Below are 17,367 nucleotides of genomic sequence, written 5' to 3'. Positions count from 1 at the left end.
CGATCATGGAAGCCAGATGATGGCGGCGATGAGGACGAGGCTGGCCCGGTAGAGGGATGCGCGTTTGGCGTAGCGGGTGGCCAGGTCTCGCCACTGCTTGAGGCGGTTGAAGCAGCGTTCCACCACGTTGCGCTTCTTGTAGACCGCCCGGTCGAAGGCGGGTGGCCGCCCGCCGGCGCTGCCCTTGGCGGCCCGGCGGGCGACCTGGTCCGAGCGTTCCGGGATGACGTGCCGGATCCCGCGGTGCCGCAAAGCGGGGCGGGTGGAGTCGTGGGCGTAGCCCTTGTCGGCGATCAGTACGTCGGGGCGTTTGCGGGGTCGGCCCGGTCCCGGTTCGTTGACGCAGATCGCGTCCAGCAGCGCCAGCAGCTGGGGGTTGTCGCCGGCCTGACCTGGGGTGAGCAGAATCGACAACGGCCGGCCACGTCCGTCGACGGCGAGGTGGATCTTCGTGCTCAGCCCGCCTCGGGACCGGCCGATGGCCTCGCCATCTTGCGCACCAGGCGTCGCCGCACTGGTCGGGGAGCCCCTCTTTTTGCGGGCAGCGGCATGCTGGTGCGCCCGCACGATCGACGAGTCGATGCTGATCGTCCACTGCACCGGTGTCCCGTCGTCGTGCACCTGCGCCGCCGCGAGGATCCGATCCCACGTCCCGTCGGCCGTCCACCGACGCAGCCGTTCGTGGCAGGTCTTCCACGGCCCGAACCGTTCCGGCAGGTCACGCCACGGAGCACCCGTACGCAGCTTCCACAGGATTCCGTTGATGACCTGACGGTGATCCCGCCACCGCCCCCGCCCCGGCTCGGGCAGCAACGGCGCGATCACCGCCCACGCCTCATCGGTCAGCTCACCACGACGCACCACCGGCACATCGTCAACGACCAACCCCTACAAGATCGGCAGGACACGCCCTAGGCCATTGTGGCTCCGGCACCGGCGATGTGCTGCTGGTTTGCTGCGGTGCGCCGGACGACCTGGATACCGGCCGTCGTGGTGATCACGAGTGCCACGGATGCGGCGACCAGCAGCAGGGTGGTCTCGGCCAGGACAGTGCGCATGTACTCGCCCCCGTTTGCGGTGGCGGACAGGTACTGCACGGCTGCGATCAGGTTGAGGGGTACGGCGACGATCGCGCTCATCTGCCACCGGGTCACTGGCGCTGTGGGTGCGACCGGTGGCTCGGTGCGCCGGGTCTGGATGAACCAGTTGGCGACGCCGGCCCAGGCGGTAAGCAGGGTGAGAAGCAGCAGACAGAACATCGCTGCGGGCAGCTCGCGAAGCGGCACGATGGTGTTGAGCATGTCCACCGTGCCGGACCCTTCGTGGGTCACTACGCCGATCCGGTGCTCGTACTCGTACGCTGCGAGGGCGACGTTGGTGTGGAAGACGTCAACGATCGTGAGGGCGACAAGGGCGGTCACGGCGGTGCGGGCACCGGGCATCTGACGACGGTAGCTGAAGGTGAAACATCGCTTGAGCGCTGATCCTTGGTTCGCGGGTTGACTCTTGGAGTCCACGCTCGCGTGCACGGATCTGCCGCGATCCGCGCGCTACGCGGCGTCACGAAGTGCCGACTCGGCCGGTATACGCACAGGCCGATGAGCGATGCCGTGAGCTTGCGGTGGAGTGGGGGCCCGGCCCCGGTCGATTCGAATAGTCGCTGACGTGATTGCCGCATCGTGGGGACAGCAGGCGCCCGCCGGTCGATGACAGGATCGGCCGATGCGCATTCTCTTCGACGGCAAGGCTCCGGTCGCCTACGGGCAAATCTACGTGACGAGTCGTGAGCTGCCAGACATGGGCGGGGCGTTCGCTGGGCAAGCGAACGGCCTCTGCGGGGCCGGTCAGCCGGGCGCGCTGTTCCTGATGACCGGCACGCACTCTGGGCGTGTCCGGTTCACGATCGAGTTGCACGACGTTGAGCCGTCGGCCGCAGCGGAAGAGTGGGAGGAGGTGGTGGAGGTGTCGTTTCTGCCGAGGGCCGGGGTGGTCGACTTGGTCCCGTGGGGGGACGGGTCACTCGCCCGGCTGCCGCTGACCCCCGAAGGGCAGGACACCAGCCGGCTGCCGCTCTACCGCGTCCGGTACTGCGCCACGGGCATGGACGAGGGGCACGACCCGTTCGGCGGGCTCGACCCTGACGAGCTTGACGAGGGCGACCACACCTACATGGATCGACGGCCGGACCGCTACCTGCTGTGCTTGTGGCCGGAGGGCATAACCGGCGGCGGCCCGAGTGACGGCGTGACGCGCACCGACGCGATCCCGCGCCAGACCAGCGGCGCCGCCGCCTACTGGCACGCCTGGGCCTGCGCGTTGCCGCCCCCGCCGACCCTGTGGGAGCAGGTCGAGGCTGAGATGCTCAAGCGGTTGGAGCGGGAACGTCGCGACCAGGAGTGCCGAAGGCGGGATGAGCTGCGGCGCTGGGACGGGCGCCCGCCGAGTGAGCGGCTCCGGCGGGTTCGCGGCAACATTTATGGCATCGCCTTGCTGGACCGAGACCTCGTCGACGGGGTGGCCGAGGCCGACCCCGTCATTCAGCGGCAGATCGCGATCTGGGCGGCGCGGCAAGCGTTCACCGTCGCCGGCATTGCGGACCTCGACTGGATGACGCCGGCGTGGACGGCGCTGGATCGGGGCGTGCCGCTACCCGCCGAATTCGCTGACACGACAGCGCTGCGGACACGGATCCTGGGCGAGCCGGCCGTCACGTTCTCCTTGGTCGCGCTGCGCCCGGCGGGTCGGGTCCCGGCTGATCCGCTCCGCACAGTTCTCGACGCCCCGGTGGACCCGGTCGCGATGGCACTGCCAGCACTCATGGCCGCTGGCGAGTCGGATCCGCTGCAGGCTGCGTTGGAGGCGCTATGGGCGGCGGTCAGCACCTACGCTGCTCGGCGGACCGAGTTCCTGGCGGAAGTGCGGCGGGCCTTTCCGATCGTCGACCAGAGAGGCCCGAACTGACCCCATTAGGTGCCGTGCCTCGGCCAGCACAGTCCGCGAATCTGCCGCCGACCGTACACGCCACCGAGATGAAGCCGTCACGCCAGTGACCGACATCCCGTATCGGTCGACGTCCGGAGCTGTCGAGTTGAGGGTGTGCGCGTCAACGCGGTGCATGGGCAACAGGTTTCTGGGCGAGCAGATACCCCTGGGCGGGGCTGTCCGGCCCATCGGCGGGGAATCCGCCCCAGAACACAGTCGTGAAGCCAGCGTCCGTGACGCTCCGTTCCATCTCCTCCGGGGCCTGCCAGTAAAGGTCAAACTCGACGCCAAGATTGGTGCTGCGGCCCGCGCGTCGGACCTGACTGCTCCCGGCCTTGAAGGCGGTCACCAGATAGCCGCCCGGCTTGACGACGCGATACAGCTACGCCATGCCGGCGGCCGTGGGCCCGGAACTTCGTTCGATCGTGCCTGCACCACGCGTTCGATCGTGCGTGGAAGCGTGCCCCGGCCCTGCGCGTCGCCCAGCGGGGGAGGCGCAGGGCGGTCACGACCAGCACGTGCTCGCGATGGTCAATGGACACCACATGCGCCGCGCCTGATAGCGACAGGAACGAGACCACCCTCCGAAGGTTGGGGAGGGGCCGGGTGTCCCGCCCCTGTCGCTGGACGCTCGCCCATGGGCATCCGTCGTATCGGCGCTGGCAGGCAACATACCGTTACGTCCACGAACGGGGCTGGCGCCGGTTCGCAGCACGGTGAACGAGGAAGGTTCCCGCTGCGGCGCCAAAGAGGCCACGGCAACCGCGGGCGAGCCGTCGAAGCCTCAGCAGGCCCAACGCGATCACGATCATGGCGACGTACCGAACCAGCACGGTGACATGGCGAACAGCCACCACTCGCCAACGTCGCCGTTCTTCGGACGAGCGTTTGACATCGACTTGTGGCGGGGTGCTTGCTGCGATCCGTGCCGGCACCACAGCAAGCGGCGAAGCCGAGCCAAGCGCTGCGCCGCGGTGTCGACACCCAGCGGCAGCGACTGCGAGACGGCTGCGCGTGGGATGGGCCGGAGCCTGCGGACATTTACTACGCCCGTTATGCAAATGGTGCAATGCGAAGGCGTATCGCGAGTACGCGATGACCTGCGTCGGTTACCGAAGGTGGCCGCTTTGGTTGGTCGGCGAAAACGCTCCCACGGCCCGGCTCGCCTAGCAGCTCCACGAAACGGGCGTAACGTCCGCCCCGCGTGACCCGCCGTACTAGGTGTGGCCTTTGACGAAGACAGCGATGCCGGGTTCTCCGTAGACGACACCCTTGACGTGCAGCACCGTGCCCGCACGCTGGGCGGTGGCGATGGAGACGCGGTAGAGCGCGGACAGTTGGCTGTACGACGGGATCCGGGATTCGGGCGGGCACTCGCCGACTGCGGCTCTCGCGGCGGTGCCGTCCGCGATCTGGCGGTAGGTCATTCGTCCTAAACCATCGGTCGGGGACGCCGACCCCCCGTTCCCGGCTGATGACGCAGTGGCCCCACCGCCTCCGTCGCCCCCAGCAACGCGGTTGGTGGGGCCGCTGCCCTTCCGGCCGCACGCAACGAAGGCAAGCCCGATGACTGGCCTCATCGTCGGAGTTGATGCCTCGGCAACGGCGCGGCGTGTGCAGCATTTCCTGCCGATTCGGCACGCGGACATGCTGCCCCGCAACCGCCTCCACCCGACCGGCCGCAAATAGCCCGGCACGGCACGCCCCACGAGGAAATCGCGCGGCTTTCCTGCGCGACTTACCCCGACGCATTGTTCACCCAGCACGGCCAACGACGTCCACGACAGCCGGTGTGCCGCAAACCTGCATCCCCGTCGAGGAAGTACCCATGACCGTTCCCAGATTCGACTGGTACCTGCAGGGCCTAGACGAGGAGGTCATCACCATCAGCGTCAGCGACTTCCCCCTGCCGAGCTGTTCGAGCGTGGCCACTGGGCCCGCCCGGGGCGGCGCAGTGCCCGACCTGGGGGAGGGTGTGTCGGACCTGCTCGGGCCGCCTGCAGCCGCGGTCGCCGACCGGATCCGCTCTCATTGCGGGAAGGGGTGAATCCTCCGTGCAGGTCTTTCAGGTCAGTCTCATCCTTTTGATGACCGCACCCGAGGACGCCTCGCTGCCGGCATTCATTGACGATCTGCGCGATCAGCTGACGCAGCTTCAGCACCGGTGGGAAGGCGTCATCGCGCCGACCGTTCGCTGCATGATCGAAACAAACACCTGCGAGGTGACCCTGAGCGTCATGGCCGACGACATCACCACCGCTCCCATAGCCGCAGGCCGGGCAGTCGCTTACGCCGCCGATCGTGCGGCGGCCTCCTGGCGGGTCGCCATCGGGCGCATCACCGTTCAGAGACCACCTCGGCCAACTACCCTCGCAGACCTGCCGCCGCTTCCCTGATCCGGCCGGGGCCCGGGGCGCAGGTGCTGTCGGCGACGCTGCGGGTCGCTCTCACCGAGCCGACCGCCACGGGCGCCACACCCGAGCTCCTCATCACGGGCCTCGGCGACACAGGAAACCAAGAAATACTGCTGTCCGTCGGCCAGGCCCGGACCCTGGCCTACCAGATTCGTCTCCTACCCGACCGGCAGAAAGTCTCCACTGATGACACCCGACCCCCATCAGGCACCGCACGGTGACACCGTGCAGCTACCCATCTACCAGCCCCCGCCAGCAGGCAGGAAGAAGGCGGTCCCATGGGTGATCGCCGCCTCCGTCCTCCTCGGTCTCTGCTGCTGGGGAGGTTTCATCGCAGTCAACGACGACGAACCGAGCGGCCCCTCCGCCGGAAACAGCCCTGCCCAGGCCGGCCCCTCCGCCGCTGCACTCCCCGAGGGCGGCGCGACCGCCACCACCGACTCGAACGTCCTCCAGCAACTGCCCACACCGACACGATCTACCCCGACGACGTCCGCGGCGGGGCCGAGCCCGTCGTCAGCCCGGCCGAATCCGACCGCCACCCACAGCACCACGCCACGGCCGGCGCCCACCAGCTCCCGGCCGAAGCCTCCACCCGCGCCCACGACCGACCCGCGATTCAGCACCTGCAGAGAGGCCAACAACGCCGGCTACGGCCCGTACTATCGCGGCGTCGACCCCGAGTACGCCTGGTACATCGACCGGAACAAGGACGGCGCGGTGTGCGACTGATAGGTCCCCAGCCCTGGCGAAACGGAGCAACCGATCAACACTTGTGCCCACCGCCACGCCCTGCCGCTCCTGGCCGTATCCGGGCCAAGGCCGCGCACGGTGAGTGCGGCGAGGGTGACGAAGGGGGCGGCGCCGGACGAGTGTAGATGTAACGCCCCACATTCCCGCGACGCCTGTAAATGATGGAAAGGTCGGGTGCGCGGCCTGACGAACGGGCGGGACTGCACCACCCCCGCGATCTCGCCCGGTGCATGGTCCGAACAGCGCACCATGAAGCCCGTCGGGAGATATCCCTATGGCTAATTCGACATCTCGTACCCCGCCGCCGCGCTGGCCGGGCAGCCGCAACGGCGTTGCCGCACCTGCCGTCTGGAACCTGCCAACCCAGCCACTTCCCCAACAGCCGCAACGCTCGGGCGAGTGGTGGCCCTTTGCGGTGTTCGGCGCAGTGACGCTACTGCTCGGGTGCTTGGCGATGGTGGTCGTCCTCCTAGCCAGGTAGCCCGCGAGGCGCCCGATTTCTGCTTAGCCAGCGGGTGCCGCCCTGCTCACCAGTAGTGGCGAACCAGGGCCTAGCTCGGCCGGTCCCTGTCAGACCGGCGCGCCGGGCGGGCCGTGCGCAGCGGCCCGCGCCAGGCGCGCGGTGAGCAGCCGCGCGGCCAGCTTCGCGTACGACGGCTTCTCGGCGATCAGTCCGGCCGCCGCGGCGACGGCCAGCTCGGTCAGGTCGGCCGCGTCCGACCGGGCGGTACGCCCCGACTCGACCAGGGCGAGGATCCGTTCCGGGTCGGGTCCCGGGCAGGTTGTGGGTGGCGGCGGTGCAGCAGGCCGCGCAGCAGGGTCCGGCGAGGTAGCGGCCTCGCCGATCGACCACTCACATGAAGTGGGACCACGACGATGCCGGCGGGGCGCCGCAGGGGCTTCGGGGTGTAAGGGGAGCAGAATAATCGGTGTGCTCGGCTGTGAATCGCGTCAGAAGACGGCTCCCTAGCGCCACCTGCGAGTCCCGCTCACGTCCCGCGGCCGGCCCGTGGGCACTCGTTGACATCCGCCGCTAGCCATCACCTCTGGCGGCCGCCGCGGTTTGGCGCCCGCATCGGCGGGAAGCGCGTGGACCTGCGACAACGAGGAGAGGAACTCTCATGACATCGACCCCACTGCCTGGCGGGACGTTCACCTTGGCGGAGGATTTGACGTTCACCCGGATGGGGTACGGCGCGATGCAGTTGGCCGGCCCGCACGTGTTCGGCCCGCCGGCCGACCGCGACGCTGCCGTGGCCGTGCTGCGCGAGGCCGTTCTCCTGGGTATCAACCACATCGACACCGCCGACTACTACGGCCCGTACGTCACCAACGAGATCATCAGGGAGGCTTTGCACCCCTACCCTGACGATCTACACATCGTGACGAAGGTCGGAGCGTTGCGGGACGCCGAGGGGAACTGGCCGCCGGCGCTGGCTCCCGAGCAGCTGCGCCAGGCTGTGCACGACAACCTGGATCACCTCGGGCTAGACGCACTCGACGTGGTCAACCTGCGCGTCGGTGGGCTCGACCGACCCACTCCCGGCCCCATCGCCGAGCCGTTCACCGCGCTCGCGCAGCTGCAGCAGGAGGGCCTGATCAACCATCTCGGTCTCAGCACCGTCAACGCCGAGCAGATCGTCGAAGCACAGTCCATCGCGCCGATCGTATGCGTCCAAAACTTCTACAACATCGCCAACCGCAACGACGACGACCTGATCGACTCCCTCGCCGCACAGGGCATCGCCTACGTGCCCTACTTCCCGCTCGGCGGCTTCTCCCCACTGCAGTCCGAGGAACTGAACGCCGTCGCCAACCGCCTCGACACCACACCGATGGCCGTCGCGCTGGCGTGGCTGCTCCAGCGCTCCCCGAACCTCCTGCTCATCCCCGGCACCTCATCCGTCACGCACCTGCGCGAGAACGTCACCGCTGCTGCGCTGAACCTTCCCAAGGACGCGCTGACCGAACTGAACGCCATCGCGTCGTGAACACGACCACCGTGCAACCTCCGATCGGGTTCATCGGCCTCGGCGACCGGGGACCACCTGTGGCGAGCGCCGTCGCCGAAGCGGAGTGCCCCCTGCACATGGAGCCCGCCGACCCGGCCCCCTCGACGCGGTCGGCGACGACGCGCACGTCCGGCAGGAACCCAGTCGCTGGGCTGACTGGTTGAGGATGCTGTGCCGTCCACCCGTCGGCGTCATTCGCAGCGGTCCTCCGAGCCGCGCCCGTACGGCTGGCAACAGTCGGGCCGGTGCTGGTACACGCGCAGGTCCCGGCCGCGGGACCGCCCGATGTCCGAGGTGCGCTCGTACAGGCACGCACCCCACACCACGGACTCGCCGCCGCCGTCGATGACGTGCCCGTCGCCTGGCCCGCCGCGCAACAACACCTCCATCCGACTGACGTACCACGCAGGACCGGCCGGCGCAGGACGACGGCAAAGGTCAGGACGCCCTGCGCACAGGCCACCGATGCGACGTCACGAGAAGCGAAGCGGACGGGCCCCCATTCCTGCCTGTAGTGGCGGGGTGACGTAAGCGAGATGTTCATGTTTGACTATGCCCATGCAGGCGGGGCAGGCGCGGCTAGCAATCGACTGCGGCACCACCAGCACCGTCGCCGTCCTTGCCTGGCCCGACGGCAGCTGGTCGCCACTGTCCTTCGACGGCGCACCACACCTGCCCAGCGCCGTCTACCTCTCCCCGGACGGCGACGTGTGGACCGGGCAGCGGGCCTGGCAGGCCGCGGCGGACCAGCCGAACCGGTTCATCCCGGCACCGCGCCGTCCCGTTGACGACCAGCTCACCGTCGACGGAACCGTCGTTGACGCTCTCGACCTGACGGCCGCAACCTTGCGCCGCGTCGCTGCCGAGGCCGAGCGGGTCGCCGGCGGCCCTGTGCGGGATGTGCGGGTGGTGGTGCCGGCGGGGTGGGGGCCGCGGCGGCGCACCTGGATGCGGCAGGCCGCCCACCGGGCCGGTCTTCCACAGCCACGCCTGGTGGAAGCGCCGGTGGCCGTCGCCGAGCACCTGGTGGCCACCGGCCTGCGATGGCCGGTGGGCTCGTTCATCGCCGTCTGCGACCTGGGTGCGGGCGCGGAGGTCACTGTCCTGCGCCGTGGCCCTGCCGGCTTCGAGGTCCTCGCGACCCTCGCCGACCCGGGCGCCGGCGGCAGCGCCATCGACCAAGCTCTCGCCGCGTCCCTCAACGGCGACCCCATGCCGGAAGACGCCGGTGATGGCGCAATGCGGTGGACGGTGGCCGCCAGCGTTCAAGCCGCGAAGGAAGCCCTGGCGCATCACCCGGCCGTGACCGTGCCGCTTCCCGACCGGCCACCCATCATCGTGAACAACGCCATGCTCGAGCAGGCCGCCCGCCCGGTCCTGCAGCGCGCTGCGCGGCTGACCAGCGAGGCGGTCACCGCAGCCGAGATCAGCACCAATGAACTCGCCGGCGTCTACTGCGTCGGCGGCGGCGCGCACCTGCCGCAACTGGAGAAGCTCATCGCCGACCAGACCGGCGTCGCTCCGACGGTGGTCACGGAGCCGGTGCTCGTTGCCGCCCGAGGCGCCGCGGACGCCGGCGCCGCCAACCCCAGCACGGCGAGCGCCGTGGAAGTGCCGGTGCCGCCGGTGCGGCGGGCCGTCGCCATCGCCGTGCCCGGCTTCGCGTCCCTGGCCCTGATCTGGCAGTGCCTCATCACCGCAGAGCAGCACAGCACGCTGAACGTGCACTACTGGGTGACCCTGAACTGGGGCGAGCTCACCATGGCCGCCGTGTTCGCCCTCCTGGCATGCCTCGGGGCGGGCACCATCCTCGGCTCCCTCGCCGCCGCCCACAGCCCCACCCCCGACACCCGCTCCGAAGGCGGAAAGATCAGCGTCGGCATCCTCGCCGCCGTCTCCCTCGGCCTCGCGATCGCGGGCCTCTACGCGGTGGTTGCCAGCCAGTACCTAGGCCAGCCGGTAGGCGCGTTCCTCAAATGGGCCCTCTGGCCGATCACCCCGACCGTGCTGATGGCCGCCGCCATCGCGGTCGTCGCCGCCCGGCAATGGCGCGCACCCCACGGCGGCTGGTCGGCGCTGCTGGCCGTGCCGACCGGCTCCGTCGTCGCCGCAGCCGTCGGCATGGCGCTGATCCAGTACTCCCTGACCGCCGACCGGTGGCCCCATCTGGTGCTGTGGATCGACATCGCCGGCCGCGTCGGCGGCCTGCTCCTCGGCGTCGGGGTGGTCATGGCGCTTGTGACACCGCTGGTGTTCCGCCTCATCCTCGCCGCACCCCTTGCCGTGATCACCGCCGCGCTCGTCAGTTCACAGGCCGCCGGCACCCTCGGCGTCATCTACGCCATCGCCATCGCCGTCTGGTGGGCCGCGCGGTTGTGGACGCGCGTCATCCGCCCCGCCGCACCCGCCGCCCATGCCCCTTGACCCGTCCCAGGGCAACGGGGCCGCCATGACGAGCGCGGACCGCGGCTTGGCCGCCGCGAGCGGCTGCATCGGCTGCCGGTGGGCGACGTGCGCGGACCGGCCCGGCAGCGCCAGCCGACCCGAGGGTGGATCCGTCACCCGCGGAGGGAGGTGCCCGCGATGCGGTGGCCGCGTCGGATAGGGGCCAGCCTCTTCCTTGTCCTCCTGCTGGCCGGCCCGCCGCTGCTGCTGGCGCGCACCGTCGGATGGCCACTCCGCCGGTGGCCGAGCCCGCAGCAGGCGCGGCAGTGGCTCGAGCAGCCCTTGACCGAGCAGACCCTGACGGGCGCCCTGGCGATCCTCGTCTGGCTGGTGTGGCTGTTGCTCGCCGGCACGCTCCTCGTCCGACTGGTCTCGAGGACACGCGCCGGCATGCGGTGGCTGCGCCGGCTACCACTTCCCACACCGCTTCAGGCCACCGCAACCGGCATGGCCGGCGCCGCGGTCTTCACCGCCTCCGCCAGTACGACGCCCGCACCACCGGCAGACATCCCCTCGACGACGGTCGGCACCGTCGACCACCACACGACCACCACCCGTACCGCCGAGACGCGCGGTACGACGGTCACCATCGACCCAGACGGGTCACCGTGCCGGGTGGCTGGATACCGCACGCCACCGCCGAACAGGTCGCCGCGGCCGCAGCACTCGTGTGGCTGCGCCGCCGGCGCGCCTACCGCCCGGATGAGGCCGGGCCGGCGCACCGCGACAACCTCGACCTCGCCCCGCTGCCAGAGACCGTCACCGCAGCCCACGCAGCGCTGGCCGCCTCCGACGGCACCGGTCCATCCGATCTCACCGCACCGGATCAGCGCACGGAACAGCCGCCGGACTCATTGCTGGCGGATGTGCCGCCGACCGGCGTCGGGCTCACAGGGGTTGCCGCCCACGATGCTGCTCGCGGCGTTCTCGTCACCGTCCTTCTGCACGCCCAACACCAGAGCAGCGGAGAGACGGCGCTCATCACCACCAGCGGGGACCTGACCAGGCTGCTCAGCCCCACCGCGCACCGGCTCCATTCGGTGTCGGGTCTCACCGTCGCCGCATCACTTGAGGAAGCAGTGACGGTGCTGAAGGAACACCAGCAGCATCAGGCTCCTGACACCGCCAACGCACCAGGCAGGAGCACGGCGCATCGGCCAGCCGGCCAGCCGCCCCGGGTCTTCCTCACTCACACGCCGCAGGATTCCAGCAGCGCACATAGCCTCAAGGCCGCACTCGCCGCCACCAGCGGCACCGCCATCGCAGTCCTCGTCGGCGCCTGGCCCCACGGCGCGACCTGGGAGATCACGGCAACCGGCCACGCCTATGACAACACGGACGAGCAGCCGGCACGGCAGCGGATGTGCGTCCTCAACGCGGCGGCTGCCGCCGACCTGCTCACAGTGATCAGCCAGGCCCGGACTCAGCCAGGACACCACGAGCCACTGCCTCGAGCAGCCGACCAACCGGTGACCCAGGCGCGCGTCCCGCGACAGACCGCTCGAGGCGATGCGCCACCCATGCCCCGCCGCACCACTGGTCGGCGCCTGGGCCTGCAAATCCTCGGCGACACGATGCTGCAGTGCCACGGCCAGCCGGTGACAATCCGGCGCACCGCCGCCCGCCAAGCCCTGGTCTTCCTCGCCGTGCATCCCGACGGCGCCAACAGCCGAGACCTGACATCCGCCATCTGGCCCGGCCTTCCCGCACACACCGTCACCACCCGCCTCTACACCACCCTCAGCGACCTCAGGAAAGCTGTAGCCGCCGTCAGCGACGTTCCGCTCATCGAGCACACCGGCGACCGCTACCGCCTGCGCCGCGACCACATCGAGGTAGACCTGTGGCGGTTCCACGCTGCGGTAGAACATGCCGCCACCGCAGTGACCGCACGCCCCGCCGCCTGGCAGGCCGTCATCAACGCCCACACCGGCAACCTCGCCGCCGGCCACGACTGGCCGTGGCTCAACCCGCCACGAGAAGCCCTACGCAGGCACGTCATCGACGCCTACACCGCCCTGGCCGCCACCCAGCCCGACCCGCGGCGCGCCCTGTCCCTGCTACAAGACGCGATCCGCATCGACCCGTACAACGAAGACCTGCACCGGCGCGCCATACACGCCCTCGAGGCGCTCGGCGACCACGCCGCTGCCGAAGACCTGCTCACCACCTTCAACCGACGGCTGACCGACGCCGGCATGGAGCACTTCATCCCCAACGAAGAAGTCCGACAGCCGCGCGCAGCCTCGAGCGGGCAAAAGCACTAGCAGCCCTCCCCGGCCTGCCGGCGGCCTCCGGCCGGCCACGCTGACGGGCACAAAACCTTGGGAAGACCTCGGGGACCGCCCGAACCCCGACCCCTCTCAGACATCAGCCGCGGATCCCCTCGCCGGGCACGACAAGGGCGGGTTCGCGCCGGGCTGAACACCCGCACCCAGCTACGGGCGCTGGCTCGGCCGCGGGTTTCGACACCACCTGATCGCACCACCCAGTCCTCATGGGGAAGGCCAGTTCTCCCCTGGGCGGCGGCGGGAGCATCCGGATCTGCTGCCGATCGTGCGCGCTGGGGTCTCGGCACACCGGTCACGCTGCGTCGAGTCAGCCTCGTGCGGTTCCTTGCGGACATGCCGAGATTAGGACGTTTGGCCGGCACGGTGACCGGCGGGGCGCACGTCGAATGCCGCTATTAGGACCTCTTTGTCCGGTCGGATCAGCAGGGGCGGACCGGGACGTTCGGCCTGGACTCGCCCGGCGGGCTTCGCCAGGACCCGGACGCCGTTGGGCGGGCGGTAGGTCAGCGACGGCTGACCTGCTCCTTCTTTGCTGCGATGCTGGCAGCCACGGTGGCCAGGAACTCGGCGGTTGCCTCGGGGTCTGCTGGCTTCGGCTCCGGCCGCACGCCACTGCCCGTCGGTGTGGGGGTGAGGAAGACGGTCGTGTCGGGTGCGGTGGGCGGCAGGGGCTTCATGTCGTGGAGGACGAGCATGTCGGCCACCAGGCAGGTGACCTCGCCGTCGGTGGTGCGGCCGATCCAGACCGGGTAGGAGCCGTCGCCTCTCCCGCTCGGGTAGGCGATCAGATTGGTGCCGGTGTTCGGATCGGCGATCTTCGTCTCCTTGTCGTCGTCCCGGGCGTCGCTCGGCTGCCGGTGCTCGTACGCCGCGGCGAGGGCGTCCCGCCCTGACGCGTCCAGGAATGCGCCCATGCCGCTGTCCACTCCGAAGCCGTAGAACTCGTCGTCGCCGAGCAGCCGTATGTCCTGCCCGGGACGGACCGCGAGTTCCCAGCTTGCGGTGGGCTTGTCGAGGATCCGCAGCATGGCGGCGGTCGTCTCGCCCCAGCCTTCGCTCTCCCACCGCATGCCGGCGATCAGCACAGGGTGGTCTCCCGCCGGGACCATTACCGTGTACGGCTCATCGCGGCTGCCGAGGGTGCCGGGGTCGGCGGCGATCACTGCGCCGGTAGGCACTCGCAGCACCCCGGCGGGTTGGGGCTCGGTAACGATCGCGACGCCGAACTCGGTGTCTGAGAACCGATTGCCCGGGGTGAACAGCGCCTCCAGATGGCGGGGCCGTAGGCCCGACGGAGCCCGCCACAGCGGCGTTGCGGCCTCCCGGTGCCCCTGGTCTTCCTTGTGCCTGGCCGGTACGAGCGTCACGTCGCCGGCGCCCCCCGCACTGCGTTTGAAACCGAGCATCCGGCCGTCCGCGTACGCCGTCCAGTCGCCGAACGGGACCCTGCGCAGGGTGCGGTGCCGCTCCGGGATGTCGTGGCTGGTCTGGAAAAGGCCGCCATGGTCCAGCTGCACATCGGCGGTGTCACTGTCCGGCCGGGCCGTGAGGGTGAAGTGCCAGGCGCGCTCGGGGAATTCCGGCTCGTCCGCAGACGCGTAGCTCCACTGCTCGTATTGGCGCAGGTCGAGCAGGCCCGGCTCGAGCTCGCGGTAGTCAAAGGCACGGTCGCGGCGGCTGTGCTCGTCGAAGAGGAACAGGCCCAGGTAATGGCGCCCCCAGTCGATCTGCAGCAGCGCCCTCGGCCGTGCGTCGGCGGTGAGCAGCACCGCGTAAGGCTCTCCGGCCGAATCGCGCTTGCGCGCCCCGTCCACACTCATCACGCCGACGGGCTTCCGGCTCCCCGGATCCCATCCCGCGCAGTAGGTGACCTCGACCGCGCTCTCCTCGGCCACGCCCTGCTCCGCTCTCTCGCTCAATGACGAGCTGATCCGGACCGTAGCCGCCGCCACGGAGAGTCCGCTTACCACCGCTAGGCAGGTCAAGAACACCAGACCGGAGCGCCGGAAGCCGTAAGCCTCGCCGGCCGACCCGAACTTGCGCAGACCTCTCCATGACCCGCCGCGATCTGGAACTCCTCGGGCCCGGTCGGTCGCCCGAGCGTCACCGGCATCATGCTGGGTCGACATGACGTCATGATCCCATGGGTCTCCAGCCATCCATTCGGCTCCCGCCGCGGTAGACACGACCGCTTCTGCCGCGATCCGCGCTACGCAGCGTCACGCCGAGCTGGCCCGGTTGCCGTCCGGACGTGCCGATGTGAGCACGCGCCGCGACCGCCAGTGCAGCCAGGTTCGGCGTCAGCAGGCCAACGTATTAAATGCACCTTCTTCGGACGTCGAAACGATGCGCCGACAAGCTATGCGCGTCCGCCACGAGGAACAACCCAATATCCCGGCAGGTCGCGGCGACGTCGACCGGCCGGCTTCCCGCCGGCACCAGCTTGACCCGGGCGTACGGTGTAACCGTTCCGACGGCGATACCGAGGGAGATGATGGGCGAGGACGGTCCGGCGGATTCGGCCGAGGCCGGTCCCGCGCGGGTGCCCGACGAGACGATCCGCCGCGCGCAACGCGGCGACCTGATCGCGCTGCACGATCTTCTCGACGCGATCACGCCGTACGTGCGCCGGCTGTGCGGGCCGATCGCCCTGCAGGACGCGCCGGACGCCGCCCAGGAGACCCTGATCGTCGTGTTCCGCAGTCTGGGCACGCTGCGGGAACCGGCCGCCCTGTTCGGCTGGGTACGGGTGATCGCGGTGCGGGAGGCGGTCCGGATTGCCCGGCGGTCGTCGCGATCGGTACCCGCGGAGTTGATCGACCTGCCCGCGCCGGGCGATCCAGCGCTGGCCACCGACATCCACGACGTGCTGGACCGGCTGTCGCCCGAGCACCGAGCCGTGCTGACGCTCCGCGATCTGGAGGGACTCGACGAGCAGACGGCCGGCGCGATGCTCGGCGTGCCGACCGGCACCGTGCGGTCCCGGCTGTTCCGGGCCCGGGAGTGTTTCCGACGCGCCTGGCGCTCAGAAGGGGGTGCGCGGTGACCTGGCCCATCGGCGAGTTCGACGACCTGCGCCGGCTGCGGGTGCTGCACGAGGCGATGCCGGGCACCGTCCTGGCCGAGACGGTGCTGCCGGCCGGCTTCGACGAGGTGTGGTCCGTGCTCGGCGACCCAGAGCAGGGATTCCCGGGGCTGGTGCCCGATGTCCGGTCGATCCAGATCACCGCGCGGGACGGCGAGCGGATGCGGGCGGTGGTCCGCGGCCGGTCCGGGCTCCGTGGCTCGTTCGACCTGATCCTGCGGCCCGGCTGGTGCCTGATGCAGAGCCGCTTCGTCGTCTTCGGCATGGCCGCCGCGCCAGCCGGCGACGAGCGGGACGGCACCCGGTTCGGCTACCTGTCCGGCGTACGAGCGCCGGGCATGCGGCTCGTCAGCCCACTGCTGGCACCGGTGCGTCAACGCTTTGCCGCGACTGTCCTGCGGCGCTTCGAGGCCCGATTCACCCCCGGCAGGCACCCCGGCACGTGACACGGCGCCCGATGTGGCCCGGCTCACTGGAGTGTTCTCGGCACCCGCTTCCTCTTCTGAGGCATGGAGACCTACCAAGTTGCGGCCATCGTGGTGGCCGGTGTCCTGGGCCTCGACGCCCTGATCCACGCGTACTGGATGACAGGCCGCACCTGGCCGGCCCGCGACGTCCGGACGCTGTCGCAAGTGGTGCTCAACGCCGACGTCCCGTTCACCGTCCCGGTACTGGCACCGCTCGTACTCATCCTGCTCGGCGGGGCCGGCGCGGTGCTCGCCCAGGCTGGCCTGGTGGACGCGTGGCTGCCCAGCTGGCTGCCGGGTTGGGTGCCCACGCTCGGGGCGCTCGCCGTCGCCGCCGGCACCCTCCTGAGAGGCGGCGCCGGCATCGTCTGGGCGTTCGGGATCGGCGCGCGGCGGGACAGCACGTTCTACCGGCTCAACCTCATCGCGTACACCCCGATGTGTTTGCTCTTGTGCGGCGCGTCCGCCCTGGTGCTCGTCGGCGGGTGACCCGGTCGCGCCGATCTCCGGACGGCGCCGGCGGCTGGCGGGCACCCGTCTCGATGCGCCTGCCATGCGACTTCGTGCCCGCCGTGCGGCCTGCCTGAAACGGCGCTACATCATCTCTGTTGTGGCCAAAACAGAGATGATGTAGCGCCTCCCGAGCGCACCAGGCCGGCCTATGCCTGGACAGCGGCCACTCCCGCTTCCCGCTGCGCGGCGGCGGCCTTACCCTGCGCGGGAACGCGAGTCGGGGCTGGCAACCGCTCGTCGTCGCAGCTGGCTCGCGGTTGTCCAGGCGAGATAGCCAACCGTCGTGGCGGTGAGAGTCGTCAACAGGACCTGTATGGACCATGGGATGACCCATGCGATCGTCAGGACAGTGAGGGCAGTGTGATGACGTGAGGCTTCGGGGATGCTGACTTCCCATTCGTAGTT

17 protein-coding genes are annotated in these 17,367 nt (G+C 70.1%); 10 read left to right on the top strand and 7 right to left on the bottom strand.

What is annotated here, in order from left to right:
• Positions 1-3 precede the first annotated feature (3 nt).
• Together OG470_RS06295 and OG470_RS06290 are read right to left on the bottom strand one after the other, a co-directional pair.
• On the bottom strand, positions 4-861 hold the full coding sequence (locus OG470_RS06295) for an IS5 family transposase (protein ID WP_328426164.1): 858 nt from the start codon (positions 859-861) through the stop codon (positions 4-6).
• Positions 862-911: 50 nt separating this feature from the next.
• Positions 912-1,442 (bottom strand): hypothetical protein, encoded by a 531-nt coding sequence (locus OG470_RS06290; RefSeq protein ID WP_328421671.1) that lies wholly within the window; start codon positions 1,440-1,442, stop codon positions 912-914.
• A gap of 280 nt (positions 1,443-1,722) precedes the next feature.
• Between OG470_RS06290 and OG470_RS06285 the strand changes: the two genes are divergently transcribed.
• On the top strand, positions 1,723-2,961 hold the full coding sequence (locus OG470_RS06285) for a hypothetical protein (protein WP_328421669.1): 1,239 nt from the start codon (positions 1,723-1,725) through the stop codon (positions 2,959-2,961).
• A 142-nt stretch (positions 2,962-3,103) separates the two neighbouring features.
• On the opposite strand, the gene OG470_RS06280 is transcribed toward OG470_RS06285, so the two are convergent.
• Complete coding sequence (locus tag OG470_RS06280) at positions 3,104-3,331, bottom strand: hypothetical protein (protein WP_328421667.1); 228 nt, start codon at positions 3,329-3,331, stop codon at positions 3,104-3,106.
• A gap of 868 nt (positions 3,332-4,199) precedes the next feature.
• Positions 4,200-4,409, bottom strand: coding sequence for a GntR family transcriptional regulator (locus OG470_RS06275; protein ID WP_328421665.1), 210 nt, complete (start codon positions 4,407-4,409; stop codon positions 4,200-4,202).
• Between the two features lie 401 nt (positions 4,410-4,810).
• Between OG470_RS06275 and OG470_RS06270 the strand changes: the two genes are divergently transcribed.
• The 4 genes from OG470_RS06270 (at position 4,811) to OG470_RS06255 (ending at position 8,140) form a co-directional block, all read left to right on the top strand.
• Positions 4,811-5,029: a hypothetical protein gene (locus OG470_RS06270; protein ID WP_328421663.1), complete on the top strand. Its 219-nt coding sequence runs from the start codon at positions 4,811-4,813 to the stop codon at positions 5,027-5,029.
• A 7-nt stretch (positions 5,030-5,036) separates the two neighbouring features.
• Positions 5,037-5,378, top strand: coding sequence for a hypothetical protein (locus tag OG470_RS06265; protein WP_328421661.1), 342 nt, complete (start codon positions 5,037-5,039; stop codon positions 5,376-5,378).
• A 243-nt stretch (positions 5,379-5,621) separates the two neighbouring features.
• Entirely contained in the window at positions 5,622-6,128 is a 507-nt protein-coding gene (locus OG470_RS06260) for an excalibur calcium-binding domain-containing protein (RefSeq protein ID WP_328421659.1), read from the top strand.
• 1,142 nt (positions 6,129-7,270) lie between these two features.
• Positions 7,271-8,140 carry an aldo/keto reductase family oxidoreductase gene (locus tag OG470_RS06255; protein WP_328421657.1) on the top strand — a complete coding sequence of 290 codons (870 nt, stop codon included), beginning with the start codon at positions 7,271-7,273 and terminating at the stop codon, positions 8,138-8,140.
• 212 nt (positions 8,141-8,352) lie between these two features.
• Here OG470_RS06255 and OG470_RS06250 read toward each other — a convergent pair whose 3' ends face one another.
• Positions 8,353-8,550 (bottom strand): hypothetical protein, encoded by a 198-nt coding sequence (locus tag OG470_RS06250; protein ID WP_328421655.1) that lies wholly within the window; start codon positions 8,548-8,550, stop codon positions 8,353-8,355.
• A gap of 169 nt (positions 8,551-8,719) precedes the next feature.
• Here OG470_RS06250 and OG470_RS06245 point away from each other — a divergent pair, with 169 nt between their 5' ends.
• The gene (locus tag OG470_RS06245) at positions 8,720-10,585 is read left to right on the top strand and encodes an Hsp70 family protein (protein ID WP_328421653.1); all 1,866 of its coding nucleotides are present in this window, start codon (positions 8,720-8,722) and stop codon (positions 10,583-10,585) included.
• Between the two features lie 449 nt (positions 10,586-11,034).
• Here OG470_RS06245 and OG470_RS06240 read toward each other — a convergent pair whose 3' ends face one another.
• Entirely contained in the window at positions 11,035-11,328 is a 294-nt protein-coding gene (locus OG470_RS06240) for a hypothetical protein (RefSeq protein ID WP_328421651.1), read from the bottom strand.
• A gap of 144 nt (positions 11,329-11,472) precedes the next feature.
• Between OG470_RS06240 and OG470_RS06235 the strand changes: the two genes are divergently transcribed.
• Entirely contained in the window at positions 11,473-12,873 is a 1,401-nt protein-coding gene (locus OG470_RS06235) for an AfsR/SARP family transcriptional regulator (protein ID WP_328421649.1), read from the top strand.
• 527 nt (positions 12,874-13,400) lie between these two features.
• Here the strand turns inward: OG470_RS06235 and OG470_RS06230 are convergent.
• Positions 13,401-14,816 (bottom strand): DUF4241 domain-containing protein, encoded by a 1,416-nt coding sequence (locus OG470_RS06230; RefSeq protein ID WP_328421647.1) that lies wholly within the window; start codon positions 14,814-14,816, stop codon positions 13,401-13,403.
• Between the two features lie 575 nt (positions 14,817-15,391).
• Between OG470_RS06230 and OG470_RS06225 the strand changes: the two genes are divergently transcribed.
• The 3 genes from OG470_RS06225 to OG470_RS06215 all read left to right on the top strand — a co-directional run bounded on the left by OG470_RS06225 (position 15,392) and on the right by OG470_RS06215 (position 16,938).
• Positions 15,392-15,943, top strand: a complete 552-nt coding sequence (locus OG470_RS06225; RefSeq protein ID WP_328421645.1) for an RNA polymerase sigma factor — start codon at positions 15,392-15,394, stop codon at positions 15,941-15,943.
• Positions 15,940-16,428 (top strand): hypothetical protein, encoded by a 489-nt coding sequence (locus tag OG470_RS06220; protein ID WP_328421643.1) that lies wholly within the window; start codon positions 15,940-15,942, stop codon positions 16,426-16,428. The genes OG470_RS06225 and OG470_RS06220 overlap by 4 nt, the downstream gene beginning before the upstream one ends.
• Positions 16,429-16,491: 63 nt before the next feature.
• Positions 16,492-16,938, top strand: coding sequence for a DUF3995 domain-containing protein (locus OG470_RS06215; RefSeq protein WP_328421641.1), 447 nt, complete (start codon positions 16,492-16,494; stop codon positions 16,936-16,938).
• The last annotated feature ends 429 nt before the right edge of the window (positions 16,939-17,367 follow it).

This window comes from Micromonospora sp. NBC_00389, from assembly GCF_036059255.1.
In the GTDB taxonomy this organism is placed as follows: domain Bacteria; phylum Actinomycetota; class Actinomycetes; order Mycobacteriales; family Micromonosporaceae; genus Micromonospora.
This window is presented reverse-complemented; position numbering and strand designations above follow the sequence as displayed.